Origin of the sequence: Pantoea sp. Lu_F5_004 (assembly GCF_051136245.1) — a bacterium.
In the GTDB taxonomy this organism is placed as follows: domain Bacteria; phylum Pseudomonadota; class Gammaproteobacteria; order Enterobacterales; family Enterobacteriaceae; genus Pantoea; species Pantoea agglomerans.
Genome location: NZ_CP194946.1, coordinates 2,540,850 through 2,564,826 on the forward strand (window position 1 = coordinate 2,540,850; position 23,977 = coordinate 2,564,826).

Here is a 23,977-nt window from a genome sequence, read left to right on the forward strand (position 1 = left end):
GCAGCACCCTCTCTCTGTGACCAGAACGCCGTCCTGAATGCTGTCAACACACCTGCCACACCATAAAAATGAAACGCTGTTTTATAAATTAGAATTTCGCCACCCTTTTCTTTGTCTGTTTGCCACTTCAGCGCCAGCGCTTGCCAAATTGCGAAGGTTTAGCCGCCCCGTCAGTTCTACTTTGCTAACCAGTCCGGGTGAGATGACCGGCATCACCAGGGATAAACCGCCATAAACATCAAGGAGCATCAGACATGCGCTCACGTAAAATTGGTCTTGGCCACTATCTGGCTTACGGTTCCGGAGATTTTCTTGGAGCAGGCACCACGGCGCTGACCGCCGCCTGGTTGCTCTATTTTTACACCACCTTTTGTGGGTTAACCCCGATTCAGGCCACGCTGATCTTCGCCGCTGCCCGCGTGCTGGATGCGATAGTCAGCCCGCTGATGGGCTTTCTGACCGATAACTTCGGTTCGACCTGGCTGGGCAAACGCTTTGGCCGCCGCAAATTCTTTATCCTGCTCGGCATACCCTGTGTATTCAGTTATAGCCTGATGTGGGTCAGCGACATGAGTTTCTGGTGGTATCTCTGCACGTATCTGCTGTTTGATATCGTCTACACCATGATCCTGGTGCCGTATGAAACGCTGGTGCCGGAAATGACCGACGATTTCAAACAGAAAACCCGCTTCTCTGGTGCCCGCATCGGCCTGGCACAGCTGTCGGCCATTCTGGCCGCCTTTTTACCCGGTATTTTGCTGGGTATGCTGGGCAAAGATAATCCTCTCTCCTTCTTCTACGCCAGCCTGGTGTTCTCGGTAATCTGCGCGCTGGTGCTGACGCTGGTGTGGTGCTTTACCTGGGAGCGTCACCCGGATGACTTTTCCGCCGAGTCACGCCGTGCAGAGCAGGAAAAGCAGCAGCTGACGCTGATGCAGAATCTCAAACGGCTCTATGTCGAGCTGGCTTCAACCTTACGCATCCGCATCTTCCGCCAGCACCTTGGCATGTACCTCGGTGGCTATATCGCCCAGGATGTGTTTAACGCCGTCTTTACCTGGTATGTGGTATTTGTGCTGATGCAGAGCGCCCAGGTCGCCTCCAGCCTGATGGGCACCATGGCGGTGCTGCAGTTTATTGCGGTGATGGCGATGATTCCGCTCTGCATCCGTATGGGACCTGCGCCCGCCTACCGTCTGGTGGCTGTGCTGTTTGGCCTTGCGGCGCTCTCCTACGCAGGATTGTGGTATGCCGGAATGAACGACAACATGTCACTGCTGTTGGTGATCTCCGCCCTGGCAGGCCTGGGACGTGGCGGCATCAACTATGTGCCGTGGAACACTTATACCTATATCGCCGATGTGGATGAGGTGATCACCGGACAGCGCCGTGAAGGGATTTTTGCCGGCATCATGACCCTGACGCGTAAAGCATCGCAGGCTGGCGCAGTCATGCTGGTCGGTATCGTGCTGCAGCTCTCCGGCTTTGTCTCTGGCCAGGCGACCCAGGTACCCGGCGTCAGCCACACTATCCTGGCGATTCTCAGCGTCGGTACCGTGGCCGTGCTGGCCTGCGGCTTTATCGTGTCACTGCGCTTTAAGCTTAATCTGCAGACCCACACTGTGCTGCGCCAGGAGACGCTGAAGATGCGCGACGCGGGCCGCATCGTGCCGGAAAGCATCACGCCGGAAGCACGCGCAATTGTAGAAACGCTGGCTGGCATGCCTTACGAAAATCTCTGGGGCAACAACAACATTGGCTTCCTTAATCGTAATAAGCCAGCGCCGGAAAAATTGTCCGCACATCCCACTTTAAACCCTTCTTTAAACCCGACCTTAAAACGACAGGAATAAACCATGACTGTATTTCCCGTTAAACACAGCAAATTATTGTGCCAGCCCGAGCATCTGTTGCCACGCAGCGAACTGGTACAGCTGATTCAAAAGCTGACACAGAATCTGGTTAACATCACCGATGAGACAGGCGAATTTTTATTACGGCTGGACGATGGCCGGGTGATTGATACCAAAGGCTGGGCGGGTTGGGAATGGACACACGGCATCGGTCTGTATGGCATGCTGCACTACTATCAGCAGACCGGTGACCAGCAGACGCTGGCGATCATTGATGAGTGGTTTACGCAGCGTCTGGCGGAAGGCACGCCGACCAAAAATGTGAACACCGTTTGTCCTTTTCTGACGCTGGCCTACCGTTACGAAGAGACCAGGAACCCTGCCTGGGTGCCGGTGCTGGAGCGCTGGGCAGAATGGGTCATGTATGAGATGCCGCGTACCGAACAGGGCGGCCTGCAGCACATTGTCTATAACAATGAAAACCCACAGCAACTCTGGGACGATACGCTGATGATGAGCGTAATGGCGCTGGCTAAAATTGGCCAGTTGCTGAAGCGCGATGAGTGGATTGAAGAAGCGAGTTATCAGTTCCTGCTGCACACCCAGTATCTGATGGATCGCAAAACCGGCTTATGGTTCCACGGCTGGAACTTTGACGGCCGCCATAACTTTGCTGATGCACGCTGGGCGCGTGGTAACAGCTGGGTGACGATTGTCATTCCCGACTTCCTGGAGATGATGAACTGGCCTGAGCATCACGCTACCCGCCGTTTCCTGCAGCAGGTGCTGGAGACCCAGGTTAAAGCGCTCAGGGAGTGTCAGCACAGCAGCGGATTGTGGCACACCCTGCTTGATGATCCGCACAGCTACCCGGAAGCCTCTGCCACCGCCGGGTTTGCCTATGGCATTCTGAAAGGGGTTCGCAAGCGTTATCTGCCCGCGGAGTATCGTGAGGTGGCAGAAAAAGCGTTGCGCGGCGTGATTGCCAATATTGATGATGATGGCGAGTTAAAACAGGTCTCCTTTGGAACCGCAATGGGCAAGGATCTGGATTACTACCGCACGGTTCCCCTGACCTCTATGCCCTACGGCCAGGCGATGGCCCTGCTCTGCCTGACAGAGTACCTGCGCGCTTACCTCTGAATCCCGGCCAAAAAAAAGCCCCGCTAAGCGGGGCTTTTTCATCGCTATAAATCATTACATGCTGCGGATGTAATCATCCATATCGGTTTTCAGGTTATCGGATTTAGTCCCGAAAATCGCCTGCACACCGGAACCGGCAACCACCACGCCACGGGCGCCGAGGTTTTTCAGTTCAGTCTGATCCACTTTCGCCACATCGGCGACGCTGACACGTAACCGGGTGATACAGGCATCCAGGTTGGTGATGTTCTCTTTACCACCAAACGCTGCCACCAGTTTGCCCGCCATCTCTGTACCGGTCGCGGTAGATTGCTCGCTGCTGCTGCTCTCTTCACGGCCAGGCGTTTTCAGATCCAGCTTCGCGATCAGTACACGGAATATAGTGTAGTAAACCAGACCATAGATGATACCAACAATCGGGAACAGCCAGATTTTACTGCTGTTGCCGCTCAGTACGATAAAGTCGATCAGACCGTGTGAGAAGCTGGTGCCGTCACGCATCCCAAGCAGGATACAGATTGGGAATGCCAGACCCGCCAGCAGCGCATGGATCACATACAGGATCGGTGCCACGAACATGAATGAGAATTCAATCGGTTCGGTGATACCAGTCAGGAATGCGGTCAGCGCGGCGGAGATCATGATACCGCCCACTTTGGCGCGATTTTCAGGCTTCGCTGAGTGCCAGATAGCAATCGCTGCCGCTGGCAGACCGTACATTTTGAACAGGAAGCCGCCAGAGAGTTTACCTGCGGTCGGGTCACCCGCCATATAGCGCGGGATATCACCGTGGAACACCTGACCTGCCGCATTGGTGTATTCACCGATCTGCATCTGGAAAGGAACGTTCCAGATGTGATGCAGACCAAATGGCACCAACGCACGTTCAATTACGCCATAAATACCAAAGGCGACAACCGGGTTTTGATAGGCAGCCCACTGTGAGAACTCCTGAATCGCGGAACCTATCGGTGGCCAGATAAAGGAGAGCAGCACGCCGAGAATGATAGCTGCCAGACCGGAAATAATCGGCACAAAACGTTTACCGGCAAAGAAGCCCAGATATTCTGGCAGCTTGATGCGGTAGAAGCGATTAAACATGTATGCGGCAATGGAGCCGGCGATAATACCGCCCAGTACCCCGGTGTCGGCGAGGTGTTTAGCCTCGATCTCCGCCGCAGGCAGATGCAGCACCAGCGGGGCAACTACCGCCATGGTTTTCACCATGATGCCATAGGCAACAACCGCTGCCAGCGCCGAAACGCCGTCATTATTGGTAAAGCCCAGCGCCACACCAATAGCGAAAATCAGCGGCATGTTGGCGAACACCGATCCACCCGCTTCTGCCATCACATGCGAAACCACTGCAGGTAACCAGCTGAAATTGGCTGAACCGACTCCTAATAAAATACCGGCAATCGGCAGAACCGATACCGGCAGCATCAGCGATTTACCGACCTTTTGAAGGTTGGCAAAAGCATTTTTGAACATAGCGTGAAGCTCCTGAGTATGAGTGCATATTTGCGCAGTGCGCGTGGCAAAGAGGGAGGATTCTTTGCCGGGCTGGCGGTGACCGCCTTTTGATTTATTACGAAGGGTAAAATAATTCCCGATTTGTTACTTTGACGGGTATCACGTTTCGACAATCACAAGGGCGCACTTTACGAAATTTCTTACTGATCCGCACCAGTAATCGGCGATAAAAAGCTGACCCTGTCTGAAAAAACAGGGTCATATACGCAGGTTACAGATTAATTACAGAGGCTGAAATAATAGCTGATCAGGCGCCCAGCTGGCTCATCGGGATATGAAACAGCGTGGAGAAGTTTTGGGTGGTGGTGGCTGCCAGCGTTTCTAAATCAACCCCTTTTAGTACAGCCAGATATTCGGCAACATCGCGCGTATAAGCGGGCTGATTCTCTTTACCACGGAAAGGCACCGGGGCCAGATAAGGCGAATCCGTTTCCACCAGCATCCGATCCAGCGGCACATAGCGTGCGGCTTCACGTAACTGCTCAGCATTGCGGAACGTAACAATGCCCGAAAAAGAGATATAGAAGCCCATATCCAGCAGTTTTGCTGCGGTGGGCTGATCCTCAGTGAAGCAGTGCAGCACGCCGCCGCAACGTTCAACCTGCTCTTCACGCAGAATCGCCAGCGTATCTTCGCGGGCATCACGGGTGTGAACAATGATCGGTTTGTTCAGCGCAATACCGGTACGGATATGTTCCCGGAACGAGCGCTGCTGCTGATCTTTCGTTTCTGGCTGATAGTGATAATCCAGCCCGGTTTCACCCAGAGCTACTACCTGAGGATCGGCAGAGAGCCGACGAAACTCCTCAACATCATAAGCCTCTTCCTGATTCAGCGGATGCACACCGCAGGAGAGCGCTATATTTTTCCGTTCGCCGACCAGACTTTTAAGGGTATGAAAACCCGGCAGCGTGGTGGCGATTGCCAGCATAAATTTCACATCACGCGCCGCCGCTTTGGCGATCACATCATCCAGGTCACGATGGTTCTTTTCATAGTCCAGGCCATCAAGATGGCAATGGGAATCCACAATAAACATAATTACTCTCAGATAGGTTTAGCACACCTGCGCGGGCTTCTGTTTGTCCGCCCAGCTCAGAAGCTGATCGGTCAGCAATAATTCGCGATTTACCGATGCCACATGCAGTAGCTGCTCGCGACAGCGCATCCAGTCCTGGATGCTGCTGTTGAGCGCGCTGGCAGAAAAGTATCCGGCCAGCAACTGCACCACATCCTGACGATCGATATTACTCAGCCACTGACCTGCATGTTGCTGCCACTTCATTGCATCCAGCAGCAAAGAGAGCAGCCAGCCGATACGTGCTGCCGCGTCGTCGGCGTTCAGCGCAGGCAGCAGTTGCAGGATGTCCTGCTGCAACGCAGCGGACAGCGCATCGCAGAGCTTCTGCCGGGCCTGCCAGGGCCCGTTTTCCAGCAGGCTCAGCGCCGCACCGGGTGCACCTGCGCTCAGACGCAGAGCCGCCAGCAGCATCTGTTCGTCGTGCGCAGCGTGCTTCTTCAGCCAGAGCAGGCTTTGTCCTTCGTCCGGCGGCGTCAGATGCAGCGCCATGCAGCGGCTGCGCAGCGTGGCCAGCAGGCGCGAGGGATCGCGGCTGCTGAGGAAGAACCAGCTGTTGGCTGGCGGCTCTTCCAGCGTTTTCAGCAGGGCGTTGGCCGCCGCTTCCGAAAGCTGCGCGGCATCCGGCAGCCAGACCACTTTCGCGCCGCCCTGCTGACCAAAGTGGTACATTTTTTCCGTAACCTGCCGCACCGCATCGATGCCCAGGGTACTTTTGCCCTTCTCCGCTTCAAGCCGATACCAGTCAGGATGGGTATTGGCCTGCATCAGCTGGCAACCGTGACACTGCCCGCAACTTTTCAGGCCATCCCGCTGCTGGCACATCAGCCAGCGGCTCATCCCCCAGACCAGCGCCTCATCGCCCATACCTGCCATCGCCTGGATCAACAACGCATGGTGAGCGCGATTCTCCTGATGCTGGCCAATCACCTGGCGATAAGGCTGATTCAGCCACGGATACCAGTTCATCACGCCTGCTCCGCCAGCCAGCCATCCAGCGCCGACTGAAGTGACGCTGTCACATCGGCCAGTGATTGTGTGGCATCGATGGTGATGATGGTGGGGTCCTCCGCTGCCAGCGCCAGATAGCGCGCGCGGGTGCGTTCAAAGAAACGCAATGACTCCTGCTCAATGCGATCCAGCTCACCGCGCGCACGGGCGCGCTGGAGACCGATGTCGGGTGTCACATCAAGATAGAGCGTGAGATCGGGGCGGAAATCGCCTAAGACGGTATCGCGCAGCGTCTGCATCAGACCGGCATCAAGTCCACGTCCGCCCCCCTGATAAGCCTGAGAGGAGAGATCATGACGGTCGCCGATCACCCAGGCACCGCGAGCCAGCGCTGGTTTAATGACCGTTTCCACCAGTTGAACCCGCGCCGCATAGAGCATCAGCAGTTCCGCTTTATCTGTAACCTTCTCGCCCTCAATACCCTGCTTAACCAGCATCCGCAGCTGTTCTGCCAGCGGTGTTCCGCCAGGCTCACGGGTAAAGACCAGATCGTGAATGCCACGTGCACGCAGCGTGGCGACGATGGCGTCACGCGCGGTGGTTTTACCGGCGCCTTCCAGGCCTTCAATGACGATAAACTTACTGTTCATTTTTTTCCTTTAGCGTCTGCCGGTAAACCTGCACCGCCTTGTTATGGCTGGCAAGATTAGTCGTAAAGGTATGGCCGCCCTTGCCGTCCGCAACAAAGTAGAGATAGTTGGTTTTCTCGGGATGGGCCGCGGCCTGCAGGGAGGCTTTACCCGGCATGGCGATCGGACCCGGCGGCAGACCGTTAATGATATAGGTATTGTAAGCGCTGGCCGTCTCAAGATCTTTGCGGGTCAGCGTCCCGTTATAGCTGTCGCCCATGCCATAGATGACGGTGGGATCGGTCTGTAACCGCATACCGGTGCGCAGGCGGTTGATAAACACCGAGGCTACGCGCGCGCGCTCTTCGCTGACGCCAGTCTCTTTCTCAATGATTGAGGCCATGGTCACCAGCTCCTGTGGGGTTTTATAGGGCAGATTATCCGCCCGTCCCTGCCACACCTCATCAATGGTTTTTTTCATCCGCTCATGAGCGCGCTGCAGCAGCGCCATATCGGTGGTATTAGCCGTGTAGAGCCAGGTATCCGGGAAGAAGTTGCCCTCCAGCTGCTCAGGCTCAACTTTTAGTGCGCTGGCAAGGGTGGCGAACTGATCATCTTTCAGGGTATGCCGGATATAAGGCGCTTTGCGCAGCTCACTCAGCCACTCTTTCAGCCGCTGGCCTTCCACGAACCGCACCGGGAACTGCGCCTCTTTACCGCTGGCCAGCAGTTGTAGCAGTGAGCGCACCGTCATGGTCGGCTCAAGGCGATAGGTACCCGCCTTGAAGGTCGCCAGTTCAGGTTCCAGACGCAGCAGCGCGCCAAACCAGATACTGTGCGGAATAATCTTCTGCTCTTCCAGCTGCGCTTCAAGTGCGACCCGGCCCGTGCCGGCAGGCAGCGTGTAGATCGTTTCCTGTTGCAGAGTTAACGGGGTGGCCGCAAACCGCTTAACCTGCCAGTAACTCAGCACAGCCGCGAGACCCACGATCGCCAGCAGGCTGACGACGATTTTTTTGCTTCGAATCATGATGCATCCATTATCTTTTCACAGCTTGCGCGCAACTGATTAAACAGCGAGCGCTCATTAAACTCTACCGCTTCTATCTGTCGGACCGGCAGGACCGGCATCAGCGCGTTACATATCACCACTTCATCGGCGGCCAGCAACTGCGCCGGTTCGCTTTTTATTACCTGGCAAGCCTGGCCTGCGGCAGCAAGTTGCGCCATCAGACTCCGCCGCATAATGCCATCCACGCCCGACGCTGACAGATCAGGCGTGAAAATTTGCGAGCCCTGACGCCAGAATAAATTGGCCGCACAGCATTCCACCACCCAACCTTCAGTGTCAAGCACCAGCGCCTCGTCGGCGTCTGTCTGGTCAAGATGAGCTCTGATCATCACCTGCTCCAGACGATTAAGGTGCTTGATTCCGGCAAACTGTGTATTACGTGCCAGACGGATCGGGCTGAGTCGGAGTGACGCGCCACGCTGCTGTAAATCGGCGTAGTGTTGCGGCCAGGGCGCCAGCGAGACGATCCGCGTGGGTTCACCACAGCCGCGCCGGCTGTAGCCCCGTCCGCCGCTGCCGGCACTGATAATCACTTTCAGCACCGCCTGGGTTTGTTGCTGCGCGGCCTGTCGCATTTCTGTCTCAAGCTGAAGCCAGTCGACGCCATCAATCCATAATCGCTCACAGCCCTCTTTGAGGCGCTGAATGTGGCTCTCCAGCAGCACGATTTTTCCCTGACGCACGGCGGCGGTGGTAAAACAGCCATCCCCAAACTGCAGGCCGCGGTCGCTGGCGGCCAGCGTCGATTGTTTTAACCCGTTAATCCACATGGTTCTCTCCTGAGCGTGACTCGTGATTTCAGCGCATTCTGCAGGATAAAAAAAGGCCCGCATCGCGGGCCTTTTTAGCAATCAACAACGATTACACTTTACGGAAGATCAACGAACCGTTGGTTCCGCCGAAACCGAAGGAGTTACACAGGGTGTACTCCAGACCGGGAACCTGACGCGCGGTGTGAGGCACGAAGTCGAGATCGCAGCCCTCATCCGGATTGTCGAGGTTAATGGTCGGTGGAACGGCCTGGTCGCGCAGCGCCAGAATCGAATAGATCGATTCAACCGCGCCTGCCGCACCCAGTAAGTGCCCGGTCATTGATTTGGTCGAGCTCACCATCACGCTGCTGGCTGCTGCCCCAAAGACCGATTTCACCGCCCGCGCTTCCGCTTTATCACCCGCTGGCGTGGAGGTGCCATGCGCGTTGACATAGCCGATCTGCTCTGGCGTAAGCTGAGCATCGCGCAATGCGTTGATCATTGCCGCCGCGGCGCCTGAGCCATCTTCTGGTGGTGAAGTCATGTGGTAGGCATCGCTGCTCATACCAAAACCTACGATTTCCGCGTAGATTTTCGCACCACGTTTCTTCGCATGTTCATACTCTTCGAGTACCACAATGCCAGCGCCGTCACCCAGCACAAAACCGTCACGATCTTTATCCCACGGGCGGCTGGCCGCTTGCGGGTTTTCATTACGGGTTGAGAGAGCACGTGCTGCACCAAAGCCACCAACGCCTAATGGCGTACTGGCTTTCTCTGTGCCACCCGCCAGCATCACATCAGCATCGTTATAGGCGATGATACGTGCGGCATGACCGATGTTATGAACACCAGAGGTACAGGCTGTCGCGATAGAGATGCTTGGACCTTTCAGGCCATACATGATGCTGAGATGACCCGCCACCATGTTAACGATGGTTGAAGGCACAAAGAATGGGCTGATTTTGCGCGGGCCGCCGTTGACCAGTGAAGTATGATTCTCTTCAATCAGACCTAAACCACCGATGCCGGAGCCAATTGCTGCGCCCATACGGCTTGCATTTTCGTCGGTAACAACCAGACCACTGTCCTGCATAGCCTGCATACCGGCCACAATGCCGTACTGGATGAAGGCATCCATCTTGCGCTGATCTTTGCGCGAGATGTAGTCATCACAATTAAAATCTCTTACCAGACCTGCAAAACGTGTTGCATAAGCACTGGTATCAAAATGGTCGATCAGGGTAATGCCGCTCTGACCGGCAAGGAGAGCACTCCAGGTAGACTCTACGGTATTGCCGACAGGAGACAACATGCCAAGACCAGTCACAACTACACGACGCTTAGACACGTTCGTCCTCCAGGGAGGGGAAATAGGGAACTATGTGGGACAAACAAAAAAATCAGGCGGTCGAGCGACCGCCTGAAGATATTCATTAGCCTTTATGGCTATTGATATAGTCGATCGCTGCCTGAACGGTAGTGATTTTCTCAGCTTCTTCGTCTGGAATCTCAGTATCAAACTCTTCTTCCAGAGCCATCACCAGCTCAACGGTATCAAGAGAATCGGCACCCAGGTCTTCTACGAAAGATGCAGAGTTGGTGACTTCTTCCTCTTTCACACCCAGCTGCTCACTGATGATTTTCTTAACGCGTTGTTCGATATCGCTCATACTATTTAATTTCCTATCAAAACTCGCTTTCGCGATGGTTTTCGTAGTGTATAAAATGGTGAAAAAGATGCAACAAAATCCCGGCTGGTCGAACCACGATTTTGCGTTATTTTGCGGTTCTAACCGCAAATAAAGCAAATCATTTCGTGATTTATCAGACCATGTACATTCCGCCATTGACGTGCAGCGTTTCACCTGTGATGTAGGCTGCTTCGTCAGAGGCTAAAAATGCCACAGCATTGGCGATTTCCTGAGCATCGCCTAAGCGACCCGCAGGAACTTCCGCCAAAATACCGGAACGTTGATCTTCGTTCAGTGCCCGCGTCATGTCAGTCTCAATAAAGCCTGGAGCCACGACGTTGACGGTAATGCCACGTGACGCGATTTCGCGCGCCAGTGATTTGCTAAAGCCAATCAAACCCGCTTTTGCTGCCGCATAGTTTGCCTGGCCCGCATTACCCATGGTTCCAACAACGGAACCAATGGTGATGATACGGCCCACGCGCTTTTTCATCATGGCACGCAGGACCGCCTTGGAAAGGCGGAATACCGATGTGAGGTTGGTATCCAGGATATCCTCCCACTCATCGTCCTTCATGCGCATGAGAAGATTATCACGCGTAATGCCTGCATTATTGACTAAAATATCCACTTCGCCAAATTCAGCACGAATATTCTCTAAAACAGTGCTGATTGAGTCAGCGTCAGTCACATTAAGTAACAGGCCTTTGCCCTTGTCGCCAAGGTAAGCACTGATGGCGTCGGCGCCACTCTGGCTGGTTGCAGTTCCTACCACTTTAGCACCGCGTGCCGCCAGTGTTTCTGCAATCGCACGACCAATGCCGCGACTCGCGCCGGTAACCAGCGCAACTTTACCTTCAAAGCTCATGATTTTCCTCTTATTCCTTACCGAGTGCAGCCGTCAGGGATGCAGTATCGTTAACGGCAGCCGCTGTCAGGCTATCGACAATACGTTTCGTCAGTCCGGTCAGGACTTTACCTGGCCCCATCTCCAGGAGCTGCGTCACGCCCTGTGCTGCCATCGCTTCCACGCTCTCGGTCCAGCGAACCGGGCTGTAGAGCTGACGGACCAGCGCATGGCGGATGGCTGCAGCGTCGGTTTCAGCTTTCACATCGACGTTGTTGATCACCGGTACCGCAGGCGCGTTAAAGGTGATGCTCTCCAGCGCCACCGCCAGTTTATCGGCCGCAGGCTTCATCAGTGCGCAGTGAGAAGGAACGCTGACCGGCAGTGGTAAGGCACGCTTAGCGCCCGCTGCTTTACAGGCGGCACCCGCACGTTCAACGGCTTCTTTGTTACCCGCAATGACCACCTGGCCCGGCGAGTTAAAGTTAACCGGTGAGACAACCTGGCCCTGCGCGCTCTCTTCACAGGCTTTACGGATAGCCGCGTCATCCAGGCCAATAATCGCCTGCATCGCGCCAGTGCCTTCAGGCACCGCTTCCTGCATCAGTTTGCCGCGCAGTTCAACCAGCTTCACTGCATCAGCAAAGTTAAGCACACCCGCGCAAACCAGCGCTGAATATTCACCCAGGCTGTGGCCGGCCATCAGGGCTGGCTGTTCACCGCCCTGCTGCTGCCAGACACGATAGATTGCTACGGAGGCGGCTAACAGTGCAGGCTGAGTCTGCCAGGTTTTGTTCAGCTCTTCAGCCGGACCCTGACTCACTAATTGCCACAGATCATATCCCAGCGCGTCAGAGGCTTCACGGAAGGTCTCTTCTACCAGCGGATACGTTGCCGCTAATTCAGTCAGCATGCCCACGGTCTGTGAACCCTGACCGGGGAAAACAAATGCAAATTGCGTCATTTTTCGTTCCTGTCAATCAAAAGCGAACCAGCGCAGAACCCCAGGTGAATCCACCACCAAAGGCTTCCAGCAGAATAAGGTGTCCGGGTTTGATGCGGCCATCACGGACCGCTTCATCCAGTGCGCTTGGCACCGATGCGGCAGAGGTATTGCCATGACGATCCAGTGTGACAACCACTTTATCCATGGTCATGCCGAGTTTTTTCGCGGTGGCGCTGATAATACGCAGGTTCGCCTGATGCGGCACCAGCCAGTCCAGCATTTCACGATCGAGATTATTGGCCTGCAGCGTTTCATCAACGATGTGAGCCAGCTCGGTGACGGCAACCTTGAAGACTTCGTTGCCTGACATGGTGACATAAGCAGGCTGATCCTGATGCGCACGATCCTGATAAGGCAGCGTCAGCAGCTGTGCATAGCGACCATCAGCATGAAGATGGGTAGAGATGATACCCTGCTCTTCGCTCTGACCCAGCACGACCGCGCCTGCACCATCACCAAACAGGATGATAGTGCCGCGATCTTCCGGATCAAGTGCGCGAGCCAGGACATCAGCACCAATCACCAGAGCATGTTTCACTGCGCCATTTTTGATGTATTGATCGGCCACGCTCAGTGCATAGGTGAAACCTGCACAGGCGGCAGCGAGGTCAAACGCCGCACAGTCTTTGATCTCCAGCATTTGCTGGATCATGCAGGCAGAGCTGGGGAAGGCATGGCTGGAAGAGGTTGTGGCGACAATAATCAGCCCAACATCGTTCGCTTCAATGCCTGCCATTTCAAGGGCGCGTTGCGCCGCACTGAATCCCATGGTGGCGACGGTTTCGTCAGGCGCAGCAATACGGCGCTCGCGGATGCCGGTACGGGTAACAATCCACTCGTCCGACGTCTCCACCATTTTTTCCAGATCGGCATTGGTGCGGATCTGGCTTGGCAGATAACTGCCCGTACCGATAATTTTGGTATACATCTAGGCTTTGTCACTCCTGGCTAATACAGCATCAAGGCGCGCAGCAATTCGCTCGGGAATTTGCTGCCTCACCGCCTGCTCTGCCTGTTCTATCGCCACAGCGAAGGCGTGTTGATTTGCCGCACCGTGACTCTTGATCACTGTTCCGCGCAATCCTAACAGACAAGCGCCATTGTACTGGTCAGGGTGGAGATGCCCGAAGCGCTTCGTCAGACGTTTCTGAATCCAGCGCCCCAGCAACTGAAGCCACCATGACCGTTTTTTACCTTTCCCTGATGACTTCAGCAGAGAAAGAAACATTCTTACCACGCCTTCCATAGTCTTCAGCGTGACGTTTCCGACAAAACCGTCACAGACCATCACATCCGTTTTACCGGTGAGCAGTTCGTTACCTTCAAGGTAACCAATATAGTTGATTTGCGGTGATTCTCGCAGCACTGCCGCGGCGTCGCGGATGGTTTCCAGCCCTTTGGTCTCTTCATGACCAATATTGAGCAACGCGACACGGGGCCGTGCAATACCAAGCACATGCTCAGCCATTACCGACCCCATTACAGCAAACTGCACCAGCATCGCACTGTCTGAGCCCACATTTGCGCCCAGATCCAGCACCACGGTTTTACCCTGTTGCTGGTGCGGTAAAACGGACATCAGCGCCGGGCGTTTAATGCCATCCAGCGGTCTTAATAAGAGTGTCGACAGCCCCATCAGCGCACCGGTATTCCCGGCGCTGATGCAGGCCTGCGCACGTCCCTCTTTAACCATCTCCAGTGCCACACGCATTGAGCTGCCGCGACTGTTGCGGATGGCCTGAGCGGGCCGCGCATCACTTGCAATAACCGATTCGGCAGGGATGACCTGCAAACGCCCCATCAGGGAGGAATCCGCTTTGGCAAGCAATGGCATGAGAGTGTCGGGGTGTCCGACCAGAAGAAGGAATAGTTCCGAATGAGAGGCCAGTGCCTGCAATGCTGCAGGCACTGTCACGCAGGGACCGAAGTCCCCGCCCATGGCATCAATCGCCAGGGTCAAACGTGTCAAGGTATCGCCTTGCTAAGCAAGAAACTTACTTAACGATAACCTTGCGACCGCGGTAGTAACCGTCCGCAGTGATGTGGTGACGCAGATGAGTTTCGCCAGAAACTTTATCTACTGACAGAGCAGCAGTGGTCAGCGCATCGTGTGAACGACGCATACCACGCTTAGAACGGGTGGGTTTATTCTGTTGTACGGCCATGGACCTTACTCCTATTACTTACGCTTTAAACTGGCTAATACGGCAAATGGATTTGGTTTCTCCACCTCTGCAGGCAGTTTACCAAAGACCATGTCCGCCTCGGACACTTCACAGTGTTCAGAATCGTGCACCGGAACGACCGGCAGCGCGAGAATAATTTCATCCTCGACAACCGCCAGCAGATCGATCTCACCAAACTCGTTGACATCGACCGGCTCGTACGCTTCCGGCAATGCCTCGGCCTGCTCTTCAGAAGAGACAGGGCTGAAGCAGTAACTCACTTTTACGTGATGAGGAAAGGTCTGGTTGCAGCGCTGGCAACGCAACGTCACTTGTACTTCAGCAGTACCCGTCAGTACTGCCAGACGTTGGTTATCAACCGCAAACGACATGGCACAATCCACATCACTGTCCACACTAACGACCGACTCGGCCACACGCTCCACCTGTACAGATGTGTAGACACCCTGATAATCAAGGCGCTTCTGAGCAGTGCGGACAGGGTCCAGCGTTAGGGGTAATTTTACCTTTTGCATAGGGCGCGCATATTAACTTTGTAATGTCATAGAGTCAAAGAAAAAGGCCGTTAAACAGCATCTTTCAACCACTATTCGCATCCAGTGCGGCGCACAGTTTAAAATGACTGTCACCAATTCGCTATCACTATTGAAAAAAAATGACGCCATCGATTCTTTTAGCTTCAACCTCGCCCTTTCGGCAGGCATTACTGCATAAACTGGGCCTGCCTTTTATTACCGCCGCGCCTGAGGTTGATGAGTCACCCCAGCCCGATGAGACCGCTGAAGCACTGGTGGCCCGTCTTGCCGTGGCTAAAGCGCAGGCACTGGCAAAAACGTATCCCAGCCACTGGATAATCGGCTCCGACCAGGTTTGCGTGCTGGATGGCGCAATCGCCGGTAAGCCTCATACCGCTGAGAATGCGCGGGCGCAACTGCGTGCCGCCAGCGGAAAAGCCATTACCTTTTACACCGGTCTGGCGCTATTTCATCCGGTCAGTGGCACGCTGCTGCACTGCTGTGAGCCCTTTGTGGTTCATTTCCGCACGTTAACTGACGCTGAAATCAACGGCTATGTGGAAAAGGAGCAGCCGCTTCAGTGTGCGGGCAGTTTTAAAAGTGAAGGTCTGGGGATTTGTCTGTTTGATCGGCTGGAGGGACGCGATCCCAATACGCTGGTCGGGCTGCCGTTGATCGCGCTCAATGAGATGTTGCAGCAGGCCGGCATCAATCCTTTAACGAACTGATGCCGGAGAGATTACGCTTTCAGCTGACGCAGCTTAAGCAGGCATTGCTTCAGGCCATCATCCAGTGGCGCTTCGACCCGCATCACTTCGCCAGTGCCGGGATGCGTAAAGGTCAGCGCCGCAGCATGCAGGAACAGGCGTTTTAAACCGGTTGCCGCCAGCTGACTGTCAAACTCACGTTCTCCATAGCGATCGTCGAAGGCAATGGGATGCCCGGCATGCAACGTATGGACGCGAATCTGATGGGTACGACCGGTGACCGGGCTCGCTTTCACCAGCGTGGCAAATTCGAACCGCTCTTCTACTTTAAAGCGGGTTTCTGAGGCTTTGCCTTCGCTGCTGACGCGCACCACGCGCTCACCGCTCTGCAGGATGTTTTTCAGCAGCGGCGCCTGAACCACCTTCAGGTGTGACGGCCAGTTGCCGCGCACCAGGGCCAGATAATCTTTCTGCATCCCCTTTTCACGCAGTTGCTCATGGAGGGAACGCAGCGCCGAACGCTTTTTAGCGACCAGCAGAATGCCGGAGGTGTCACGATCCAGGCGATGCACCAGCTCCAGAAAGCGTGCTTCCGGTCGCAGGGCACGTAACCCTTCAATGACCCCGAAGCTGAGTCCGCTACCGCCATGCACGGCTGTGCCGGAAGGCTTGTTCATCACCAGCAGCGACTCATCCTCAAACAGGATGGCATCGGCCAGTGAAGCCACTTTCGCCAGTTTAGGGGAAACGGCATCTTCATCGCGTTCCGCTACACGAACCGGCGGAATGCGCACCTCATCGCCCTCCTCCAGCTTATATTCTGGCTTGACGCGCTTTTTATTCACCCGCACCTCGCCTTTGCGAACGATGCGATAAATCATGCTTTTGGGCACACCCTTGAGCTGGGTGCGCAAAAAGTTGTCAATGCGTTGTCCGGCATTTTCAGCCGTGATGGCGACAAAATGTACGCCGGGATTCTCTGTTTTCATGGCGGCGATTCTAAATAGTGTCCCCTGATAGCGCCACCCCTTTTTCTGTGCTTAACTCTGGAGTTGATGTGACGGCAGGTCGCCTCTCTGCTGGCTTTTTCAGCAAAGCGCTGTTTTGTCCGACACATTAGCAATTTAAATGTAAAGAAACTTCACAAGCTGGCTAAAGTCGCCTTGCTATATGAAGGTTAGCAATGGAATAATGCTTGAGTTTCTTGCCTGTTGCATTTCAGGGCAGAAAAAGAGCGAAATTGTCATTTTGCCGGATTGAGCAGACACGCAGCAATGGCGTAAGACGTAATGCGAAATCAGGCACTTAGCGGGCTGCGGGTTGCGGCCTGGACAACAGTATGGGATGCACGGGTTTTCTTTATTCTCTCAGGCATTTCCACTATCTGGTGCTGTTTTCCCTTATGAAAAACAGGCCACCGACGTTATTTGCGCCCCTCGCGCGGTCGACAGCCGTGAGGTTGACGACATTGCACTAAGTCACGGGGCCATCGGTTGATACTCGTCCAGGGTAACTATGCCCGCAGCTGTAATCACTCATGAAAGAATAACGAGTAAGTCACGATGAAAAGAATGTTAATAAACGCAACTCAGCAGGAGGAGTTGCGCGTTGCCCTGGTTGACGGTCAGCGTCTGTACGATCTGGATATTGAAAGTCCTGGACACGAGCAGAAAAAAGCCAACATTTACAAAGGTAAAATCACTCGCATTGAACCCAGCCTTGAAGCTGCGTTTGTCGATTACGGCGCAGAGCGTCACGGTTTCCTCCCGTTAAAAGAAATCTCCCGCGAATACTTCCCCTCCAGCTACAACGCGCATGGTCGTCCGAATATTAAAGACGTGCTGCGTGAAGGTCAGGAAGTCATTGTTCAGATCGATAAAGAAGAGCGTGGCAATAAAGGCGCTGCGCTGACTACCTTTATCTCTCTGGCGGGCAGCTATCTGGTACTGATGCCGAATAACCCACGTGCAGGCGGTATCTCTCGCCGCATCGAAGGTGACGATCGTACCGAACTGAAAGAAGCCCTGTCGGCGCTGGAACTGCCGGAAGGTATGGGCCTGATTGTCCGTACTGCGGGCGTCGGTAAATCAGCCGAATCGCTGCAGTGGGATTTAAGCTTCCGTCTCAAACACTGGGAAGCGATCAAGAAAGCCGCTGAAAACCGCCCTGCTCCGTTCCTGATCCATCAGGAAAGTAACGTAATTGTGCGTGCCTTCCGCGACTATCTGCGTCAGGACATCGGTGAAATCCTTATCGATAACCCGAAAGTACTGGAACTGGCGCGTCAGCATATCGCTGCGCTGGGCCGTCCGGACTTCAGCAGCAAAATTAAGCTCTACACCGGTGAAATCCCGCTGTTCAGCCACTATCAGATCGAATCGCAAATCGAATCCGCTTTCCAGCGTGAAGTCCGCCTGCCTTCCGGTGGCTCGATTGTGATCGACAGTACCGAAGCGCTGACCGCTATCGATATCAACTCAGCACGTGCGACGCGCGGCGGTGATATCGAAGAGACGGCGTTCAACACCAACCTTGAAGCGGCCGATGAGATTGCTCGTCAGCTGCGTCTGCGTGACCTGGGCGGCCTGATCGTTATCGATTACATCGATATGACGCCGGTACGCCATCAGCGCGCGGTTGAGAATCGTCTGCGTGAAGCTGTCCGTCAGGACCGCGCCCGCATTCAGATCAGCCACATTTCACGTTTCGGCCTGCTGGAGATGTCCCGTCAGCGTCTGAGCCCGTCATTAGGTGAATCCAGTCATCACGTCTGCCCACGCTGTAGCGGCACCGGCACCATCCGTGATAACGAGTCACTGGCGCTGTCGATCCTGCGTCTGATTGAAGAAGAAGCGCTGAAAGACAACACCAAAGAAGTTCACGCCATTGTTCCGGTTCAGGTGGCCTCTTACCTGCTGAATGAAAAACGTGAAGCGGTTAACGCTATTGAAACACGCCAGGGTGGCGTGCGGGCTATCATCGTTCCTGACGACAAGATGCAGACCCCACACTACTCCGTGCTGCGCGTGCGCAAAGGCGAAGAGACGCAGACCCTGAGCTATCATCTGCCGAAGCTGCATGAAGCCGAAATGGCGATGCCGTCGGAAGAGGAACATGCTGAACGTCGTCGTCCTGAGCAGCCTGCTCTGGCCGCGTTTGTGATGCCTGATGCGCCTCCGGCACCGGTAGAAGTTGAGCCAGAAGCGCAGCGCGCTGAAGCCCAGCCGGCCGCAAAAGCAGCACCTGCTGTGGCTGCGCCTGCTACCGTCAGCACCGGCTTCTTTGGCCGTCTGCTTGGTGGCCTGAAAAAAATGTTCGCAGGCGAAGAAGCCCCTGCTGCCGCACCAGTGGCCACTGAGGTTGCAGAACCCCAGAAAGCGCCTGAAAGCGAGCAGGAAAACGGCAATGGCCGTGGCGAGCGCCGCAGCAATAATAACAACCGCCGTAACAATAATCGTCGTGAGCGTACGCCGCGTAACGGAGATAACGCGCAGTCGCGTGAAGGCCGTGAACCACGCGAAAACCGTGAGCCTCGTGAAAACCGCGAACCTCGTGAAAGCCGTGAACCGCGCGAAAGTCGCGAGCCACGTGAAAATCGCGAGCCGCGCGAGGGTAACGATAATCGCCGTAACAAGCGTCAGTCCCAGGCTGGTGAAGTGCGTGAAGAGCGTCCGGCACTGAGCGAAGAAGCGCGCCAGCAGCGTGATGAGCAGCAGCAACAGCGCCGTGAACAGCGTGCTGAGCGTCAGCGTCGTCGTCAGGAAGAGAAACGTGCCGGTGAAGAAGCTGCCAAAGTGGCTGAGCAGCCAGTAGTGGTAGCCGACGTTCCGGACGTGACCGAGCCGCAGGATGATGAGCGCGTACAGGTTATGCCGCGTCGTAAGCCGCGTCAGCTGAACCAGAAGGTGCGTGTTGATGATAACCGTCCACCTATGCCAGCCGAAGCCAGCGACTTTGCCCAGCCGGTTGAAGTGCGTCAGCCTCAGCAGACAGAGGTGGCTCAGCCGCAGCCTCAGTTCCAGGCACCCCAGGGTGAAGAGCAGGATGACAACGACAACCGTGATAACGCCAATATGCCGCGTCGTTCACGTCGTTCGCCTCGTCATCTGCGCGTCAGCGGACAGCGTCGTCGTCGTTACCGTGATGAGCGTTATCCGACTCAGTCAGCAATGCCGCTGGCCGCTGCAGCTGCATCACCAGAGATGGCATCCGGTAAAGTCTGGATCCGTTACCCGGTGAGCCAGGCCAGCGAAGAGCAGGTTCAGAATGTGACTCACGAGACGCCAGCGTACAACCGCGAAGAGACAGCAGACGCCGCGAGTGCGCTGCCTGTTGCTGCCGCTGTTGAATCTGTTGCTCAGGAAGCGCCAGTGCAACAGGCCGAGCCGCAGGCAGAAACGCCAGTGCCGGTCGTGAATACTGACGATACCCGTGCTATCGACGCGCCGGTTGACGAGCAGCCTTCCGTTGTTCCGGCGGCAGATGAAGCAAAAGCGGAAGCGGTAGCAGCCGAAGCCGTGCCTGCTGAGCCTGTCACTGAAGCGCCGGTTGTGACACCAGCGGTTGAGACTGCACAGCCTGCAGCGGTTGCAGAAGAAGCACAGCCTGTGGAGGTTGCTGAGCAATCGGCTACCGACGTCAGCGAAGCGATCGCAGCAGAAGTTGAAGAAGTTCTGAATGCGCCGGTCGCTGCTGAAGCTGAAACAGCGCCTGTTCGTGAACCTCATGCTCCGGTAGCCGCACGCGATGTCGCCCCTGAAGCACCGGTGACTGCGGCCGAACCTGTTGTATCAGTACCTGCAACTGCCTCAGTGCCGAATGACGGTACGCGCTGGAAACATTTTGCCTCTGCGCCGATGACTAAAGCACCTGCGCCAGTCTGGCAGTCAGAACCGGCACCACATAGTGACTGGGTGCGTGCACCTTATGAGTTCGACGGTCGCGGTTCTGCAGGTGGTCATAGCGCCACACATCATGCCACTGCCCCGGCGACCAAGCCTTAACGCATAGGCTGTTGTGAACTGAACCCCGGCCTGCAAGCCGGGTTTTTTTTATGCCTGCGATTCTGCCCGCCAGCGGACAGAGGATAATTAACCACCCCTCCTCGTTTATCAGGAATCAGGAATCAGGAATCAGGAAAGTGTGTGCGTGAAAGCGTAAAAGCAGGACTGCCATGCGAGCAGCCTGCGATATAAATCAACCCGGTTTAATTTCTATCACTCCCGCCACCGGCTGAATCGCAGGCAAAAAAATCCCACCCTCCTTTAGCGGGAGGGTGGGAAAAAGTAAGCGTATCCGGTTAAAGTACGCTCAAAATTTCAGGTCAGACTACGAGTTCATCTGGAACAGGGACATCTTAGACATGTCGGTAAAGGTCTTATAGGACGCCTGTAATGCCGTCTGCTGCATGGTGTAGTTAGAAGCCGCTTCGGTTAAATCGACATTAACCAGGTCACTCATCTGCGAGCTGTAAATCACGCTACGGTCATCGCCCTGGGCATTCAGCGTATCGATCTCTGAAAGCTGGGTACCAATCTCAGAACGCACGGTTAAGACATTATTCAGCGAGTTACCCAGGCCACGGTTGGTTTTATCCATCGCCGCCTGGAAGGTCTGTTTGGTTGCGGCGTCAGCATCATCCTGCGGCACTTTCAGTGCAGCAATGGCGCTATCCAGCATCGTAAACACATTCGTTTCGCTGGCGCTGCCATCCGGCTCTTTGGTGGCATTGCCGGAGATCGCCATAAAGATATTGTCACCGGTATGGCCCACGGTCATCGTACGGCTGGTATCGACCTTCTGAGTGATCGCATCGGTGCCGCCTGCGTAACCGACGCCGGTGCCAGCCGCATCCACAAATGGCGCGCTGTCAGTTTTATAACCGGCAAAAATATAGCGGCCATTGGCATCCTGGCTGTTTGCCTGGTTCAGCAACTGGGCGCGGATACCCTCCAGCTGGGTAGCAATCGAACCACGGTCATCGTCGCTCAGCGTACCGGTTGAACCGTTGACGATCAGCCCTTGCGCAGCAATGATCCCATCGGTGACGCCTTTCAGCGTATTCTCTTCCAGTGACAGACCCTGCTCGGCAAAGGTACGCGCCAGCTCATACTGCTTGCCCTGCTGCTGGGTTTGAGACAACACGACAGCACGAGAGGCGGCAATCGGATCGTCCGAAGGATTATTCACACGGCGGCCGCTGGAAAGCTCCTGGCCTGATTTCAGCCAGGAGGCCTGTGAGTCAGTGATGCCGCGCACCTGCTGCTCAAAAATCATATTGGTACTGATTCGCATGTTATCTCCTGCCCTTAGCGAATATTGATCAATGCATTAAACACGGTGCTGGCAGTCTGCAGCACCTGCGCATTAGCCATGTAATATTGCTGATATTTGGTCAGGTTGGCGTACTCCTCATCGAGGTTTACCCCAGAGACCGATTGCTGGCGCTGGGTCAGCTGGCTGACCACGCTTTTCTGAGTGGTGCTGGTAGTTTCCAGTGAACTGGTTTTGTTACCCACACTACTGACGATGGTGGCGTAGGCCTGAGACAGCGTGGCGTTGCCGCCGACCAGTTTCACATCCTGCAGATTCAGCAGTTTTTGCGCATTACGGTTATCACTCTCACCGCCTACTGCACCCGCGGCGGCCACCTGCGATTCACTGGTGATCGCGACTGACATATCGTTGATGGCGTTCTGGACCGGCTTCACCAGGAAACTGTCTTTGGCAGCAGGTGCAGGCGTGCCGGCGACGGTCAGTTTCAGACCGTCAAAGCTCAGCGTGGTGTTGCCACTGGCATCGGTACCTGGCGTGATGGTAACGGCCGTACTGTCTGAGGCGCGGGTCGCGGTCCAGTTATTGCCGTCATAACTCACGGTGTAGTTGGACGCTTTCAGTGCACTGGTATCGGTCCACTCAGCGGTGACGGACGCGGCGGTGCTGTTTTTACTGTTGCCCACCACGATCGGGCTGCCGATATTAAAGAAATCGACGCCCTGATTGCCTTTGCTATCAAAGCCCTGCTTGTGAACATCGTTAAAGCTGGTGGTAAACGCCGCCGCTAACTGACCCAGCTGGTTCTGTGCCAGATCCAGATCCTGAGTACGGAACGCCAGCAGACCGCCCAGCGAACCGGTGGTGATCAGCTTTTCCGGGATCTCGACGTTGCCCGCCTGTTTATCGACATAGCCGATGGTAGTGCGTGTCGGATCGCTGCTGGAGGGCATCGCCACCAGATCGTGAGATTTGTCGCCGTTCACCAGCGTCAGGCCATTGGCCATCGCGACCGTGTAACCGCCATCCTGCTGCGATACCGTCACACCAACCACGTTATTCAGGGTATTCACCAACTGATCGCGCTTATCGAGCAGATCGTTAGGTGCGGCACCGTTTGCCGTGCTCAGTTTGCCAATCTGTTTGTTCAGATCGGCAATCTGGCTGGTAATGGTATTGACCTGCTTGATGCTGGAATCGACATCGGCGTTGACGCTGTTCTGCATATTATTCAGGTATTGCGCTGACGTCTGGAACTGGCTGACCAGCCCCTGCGCATTGCTGAGCATCGACTGACGCGCCGACGGATCGTTGGCGTTGCTGACCACGTTCTGCAGGTTGGTAAAGAAGCCCTGCAGCGAGGTCGACAGGCTGGTAGTCGAGGTCGACAGCAGATCGTCAATGTTAGAAATCTGGCTGTGCTGGGTGCTTACCGCGCTGTAGTTCGCGCTGGAACCGCGCAGCTGCGTAGCAATAAACGCATCATATTCACGTTGTACACCGGTGATATTCACGCCGTTACCATAATAGCTATTGCCCTGCAGGGTACTGTTCGCCTGCGCCAGTACCGTGGTCTGACGTGAATAGCCCGCCACGGTGTAATTGGAAATGTTGTTACTCGTGGTGCTCAGAGCGGCCTGCGCGGCACTCAATCCGCTCATCGCGGAGTTAATTATGCTGGACATCTCGGTTCCTTACGTTCCCCGTCAACCGGGCTGGCAGACATCAAAGTGGGCGC

The 23,977-nt window shown here is 55.3% G+C and carries 21 protein-coding genes; 4 read left to right on the forward strand and 17 right to left on the reverse strand.

The features are described 5' to 3' along the window. The first annotated feature begins 254 nt into the window (after nt 1-254). Together ACR8BN_RS11755 and ACR8BN_RS11760 are read left to right on the forward strand one after the other, a co-directional pair. The gene (locus ACR8BN_RS11755) at nt 255-1,853 is read left to right on the forward strand and encodes an MFS transporter (protein WP_031592476.1); all 1,599 of its coding nucleotides are present in this window, start codon (nt 255-257) and stop codon (nt 1,851-1,853) included. Nucleotides 1,854-1,856: 3 nt separating this feature from the next. Next, nucleotides 1,857-2,996: a glycoside hydrolase family 88/105 protein gene (locus ACR8BN_RS11760; protein ID WP_434746960.1), complete on the forward strand. Its 1,140-nt coding sequence runs from the start codon at nt 1,857-1,859 to the stop codon at nt 2,994-2,996. A gap of 54 nt (nt 2,997-3,050) precedes the next feature. Here ACR8BN_RS11760 and ptsG read toward each other — a convergent pair whose 3' ends face one another. From ptsG to yceD, 14 genes are all read right to left on the reverse strand, one after another. Then, a complete protein-coding gene (gene ptsG / locus ACR8BN_RS11765; RefSeq protein WP_010669858.1) occupies nt 3,051-4,487 on the reverse strand; it encodes a PTS glucose transporter subunit IIBC in 1,437 nt (478 codons plus the stop codon). A gap of 289 nt (nt 4,488-4,776) precedes the next feature. Continuing rightward, on the reverse strand, nt 4,777-5,568 hold the full coding sequence (locus ACR8BN_RS11770; protein ID WP_033757273.1) for a metal-dependent hydrolase: 792 nt from the start codon (nt 5,566-5,568) through the stop codon (nt 4,777-4,779). A gap of 18 nt (nt 5,569-5,586) precedes the next feature. Further along, nucleotides 5,587-6,576: a DNA polymerase III subunit delta' gene (gene holB / locus ACR8BN_RS11775; RefSeq protein ID WP_064704525.1), complete on the reverse strand. Its 990-nt coding sequence runs from the start codon at nt 6,574-6,576 to the stop codon at nt 5,587-5,589. After that, entirely contained in the window at nt 6,576-7,208 is a 633-nt protein-coding gene (gene tmk, locus ACR8BN_RS11780; RefSeq protein ID WP_434746961.1) for a dTMP kinase, read from the reverse strand. Before tmk ends, holB begins: the two co-directional genes overlap by 1 nt. Next, nucleotides 7,198-8,217 (reverse strand): cell division protein YceG, encoded by a 1,020-nt coding sequence (yceG, locus tag ACR8BN_RS11785; protein WP_031592470.1) that lies wholly within the window; start codon nt 8,215-8,217, stop codon nt 7,198-7,200. The genes tmk and yceG overlap by 11 nt, the downstream gene beginning before the upstream one ends. Beyond that, on the reverse strand, nt 8,214-9,029 hold the full coding sequence (gene pabC / locus ACR8BN_RS11790; protein WP_434746962.1) for an aminodeoxychorismate lyase: 816 nt from the start codon (nt 9,027-9,029) through the stop codon (nt 8,214-8,216). Before pabC ends, yceG begins: the two co-directional genes overlap by 4 nt. A gap of 91 nt (nt 9,030-9,120) precedes the next feature. Beyond that, nucleotides 9,121-10,362 (reverse strand): beta-ketoacyl-ACP synthase II, encoded by a 1,242-nt coding sequence (fabF, locus tag ACR8BN_RS11795; RefSeq protein ID WP_022625869.1) that lies wholly within the window; start codon nt 10,360-10,362, stop codon nt 9,121-9,123. A gap of 85 nt (nt 10,363-10,447) precedes the next feature. Beyond that, the gene (gene acpP / locus ACR8BN_RS11800) at nt 10,448-10,684 is read right to left on the reverse strand and encodes an acyl carrier protein (protein ID WP_003849865.1); all 237 of its coding nucleotides are present in this window, start codon (nt 10,682-10,684) and stop codon (nt 10,448-10,450) included. 154 nt (nt 10,685-10,838) lie between these two features. Continuing rightward, nucleotides 10,839-11,573: a 3-oxoacyl-ACP reductase FabG gene (gene fabG / locus ACR8BN_RS11805; protein WP_010246337.1), complete on the reverse strand. Its 735-nt coding sequence runs from the start codon at nt 11,571-11,573 to the stop codon at nt 10,839-10,841. 10 nt (nt 11,574-11,583) lie between these two features. After that, entirely contained in the window at nt 11,584-12,516 is a 933-nt protein-coding gene (gene fabD / locus ACR8BN_RS11810; RefSeq protein ID WP_010669852.1) for an ACP S-malonyltransferase, read from the reverse strand. Between the two features lie 16 nt (nt 12,517-12,532). Then, nucleotides 12,533-13,486 carry a beta-ketoacyl-ACP synthase III gene (locus ACR8BN_RS11815; RefSeq protein ID WP_031592468.1) on the reverse strand — a complete coding sequence of 318 codons (954 nt, stop codon included), beginning with the start codon at nt 13,484-13,486 and terminating at the stop codon, nt 12,533-12,535. Further along, the gene (gene plsX / locus ACR8BN_RS11820) at nt 13,487-14,527 is read right to left on the reverse strand and encodes a phosphate acyltransferase PlsX (RefSeq protein WP_434746963.1); all 1,041 of its coding nucleotides are present in this window, start codon (nt 14,525-14,527) and stop codon (nt 13,487-13,489) included. A 25-nt stretch (nt 14,528-14,552) separates the two neighbouring features. Continuing rightward, on the reverse strand, nt 14,553-14,723 hold the full coding sequence (gene rpmF / locus ACR8BN_RS11825; RefSeq protein WP_003849870.1) for a 50S ribosomal protein L32: 171 nt from the start codon (nt 14,721-14,723) through the stop codon (nt 14,553-14,555). Nucleotides 14,724-14,737: 14 nt separating this feature from the next. After that, nucleotides 14,738-15,259 (reverse strand): 23S rRNA accumulation protein YceD, encoded by a 522-nt coding sequence (gene yceD, locus ACR8BN_RS11830; protein WP_010246346.1) that lies wholly within the window; start codon nt 15,257-15,259, stop codon nt 14,738-14,740. 140 nt (nt 15,260-15,399) lie between these two features. Between yceD and ACR8BN_RS11835 the strand changes: the two genes are divergently transcribed. Continuing rightward, nucleotides 15,400-15,987, forward strand: coding sequence for a Maf family protein (locus ACR8BN_RS11835; protein ID WP_434746964.1), 588 nt, complete (start codon nt 15,400-15,402; stop codon nt 15,985-15,987). A gap of 11 nt (nt 15,988-15,998) precedes the next feature. Here the strand turns inward: ACR8BN_RS11835 and rluC are convergent, their stop codons facing one another. Then, nucleotides 15,999-16,955: a 23S rRNA pseudouridine(955/2504/2580) synthase RluC gene (rluC, locus tag ACR8BN_RS11840; RefSeq protein WP_010246350.1), complete on the reverse strand. Its 957-nt coding sequence runs from the start codon at nt 16,953-16,955 to the stop codon at nt 15,999-16,001. 573 nt (nt 16,956-17,528) lie between these two features. Between rluC and rne the strand changes: the two genes are divergently transcribed. After that, nucleotides 17,529-20,969: a ribonuclease E gene (gene rne, locus ACR8BN_RS11845; protein ID WP_434746965.1), complete on the forward strand. Its 3,441-nt coding sequence runs from the start codon at nt 17,529-17,531 to the stop codon at nt 20,967-20,969. A 325-nt stretch (nt 20,970-21,294) separates the two neighbouring features. Here rne and flgL read toward each other — a convergent pair whose 3' ends face one another. Further along, entirely contained in the window at nt 21,295-22,260 is a 966-nt protein-coding gene (flgL, locus tag ACR8BN_RS11850) for a flagellar hook-associated protein FlgL (RefSeq protein WP_031592461.1), read from the reverse strand. A 14-nt stretch (nt 22,261-22,274) separates the two neighbouring features. Next, complete coding sequence (flgK, locus tag ACR8BN_RS11855) at nt 22,275-23,924, reverse strand: flagellar hook-associated protein FlgK (protein ID WP_010669846.1); 1,650 nt, start codon at nt 23,922-23,924, stop codon at nt 22,275-22,277. Between the last annotated feature and the right edge of the window lie 53 nt (nt 23,925-23,977).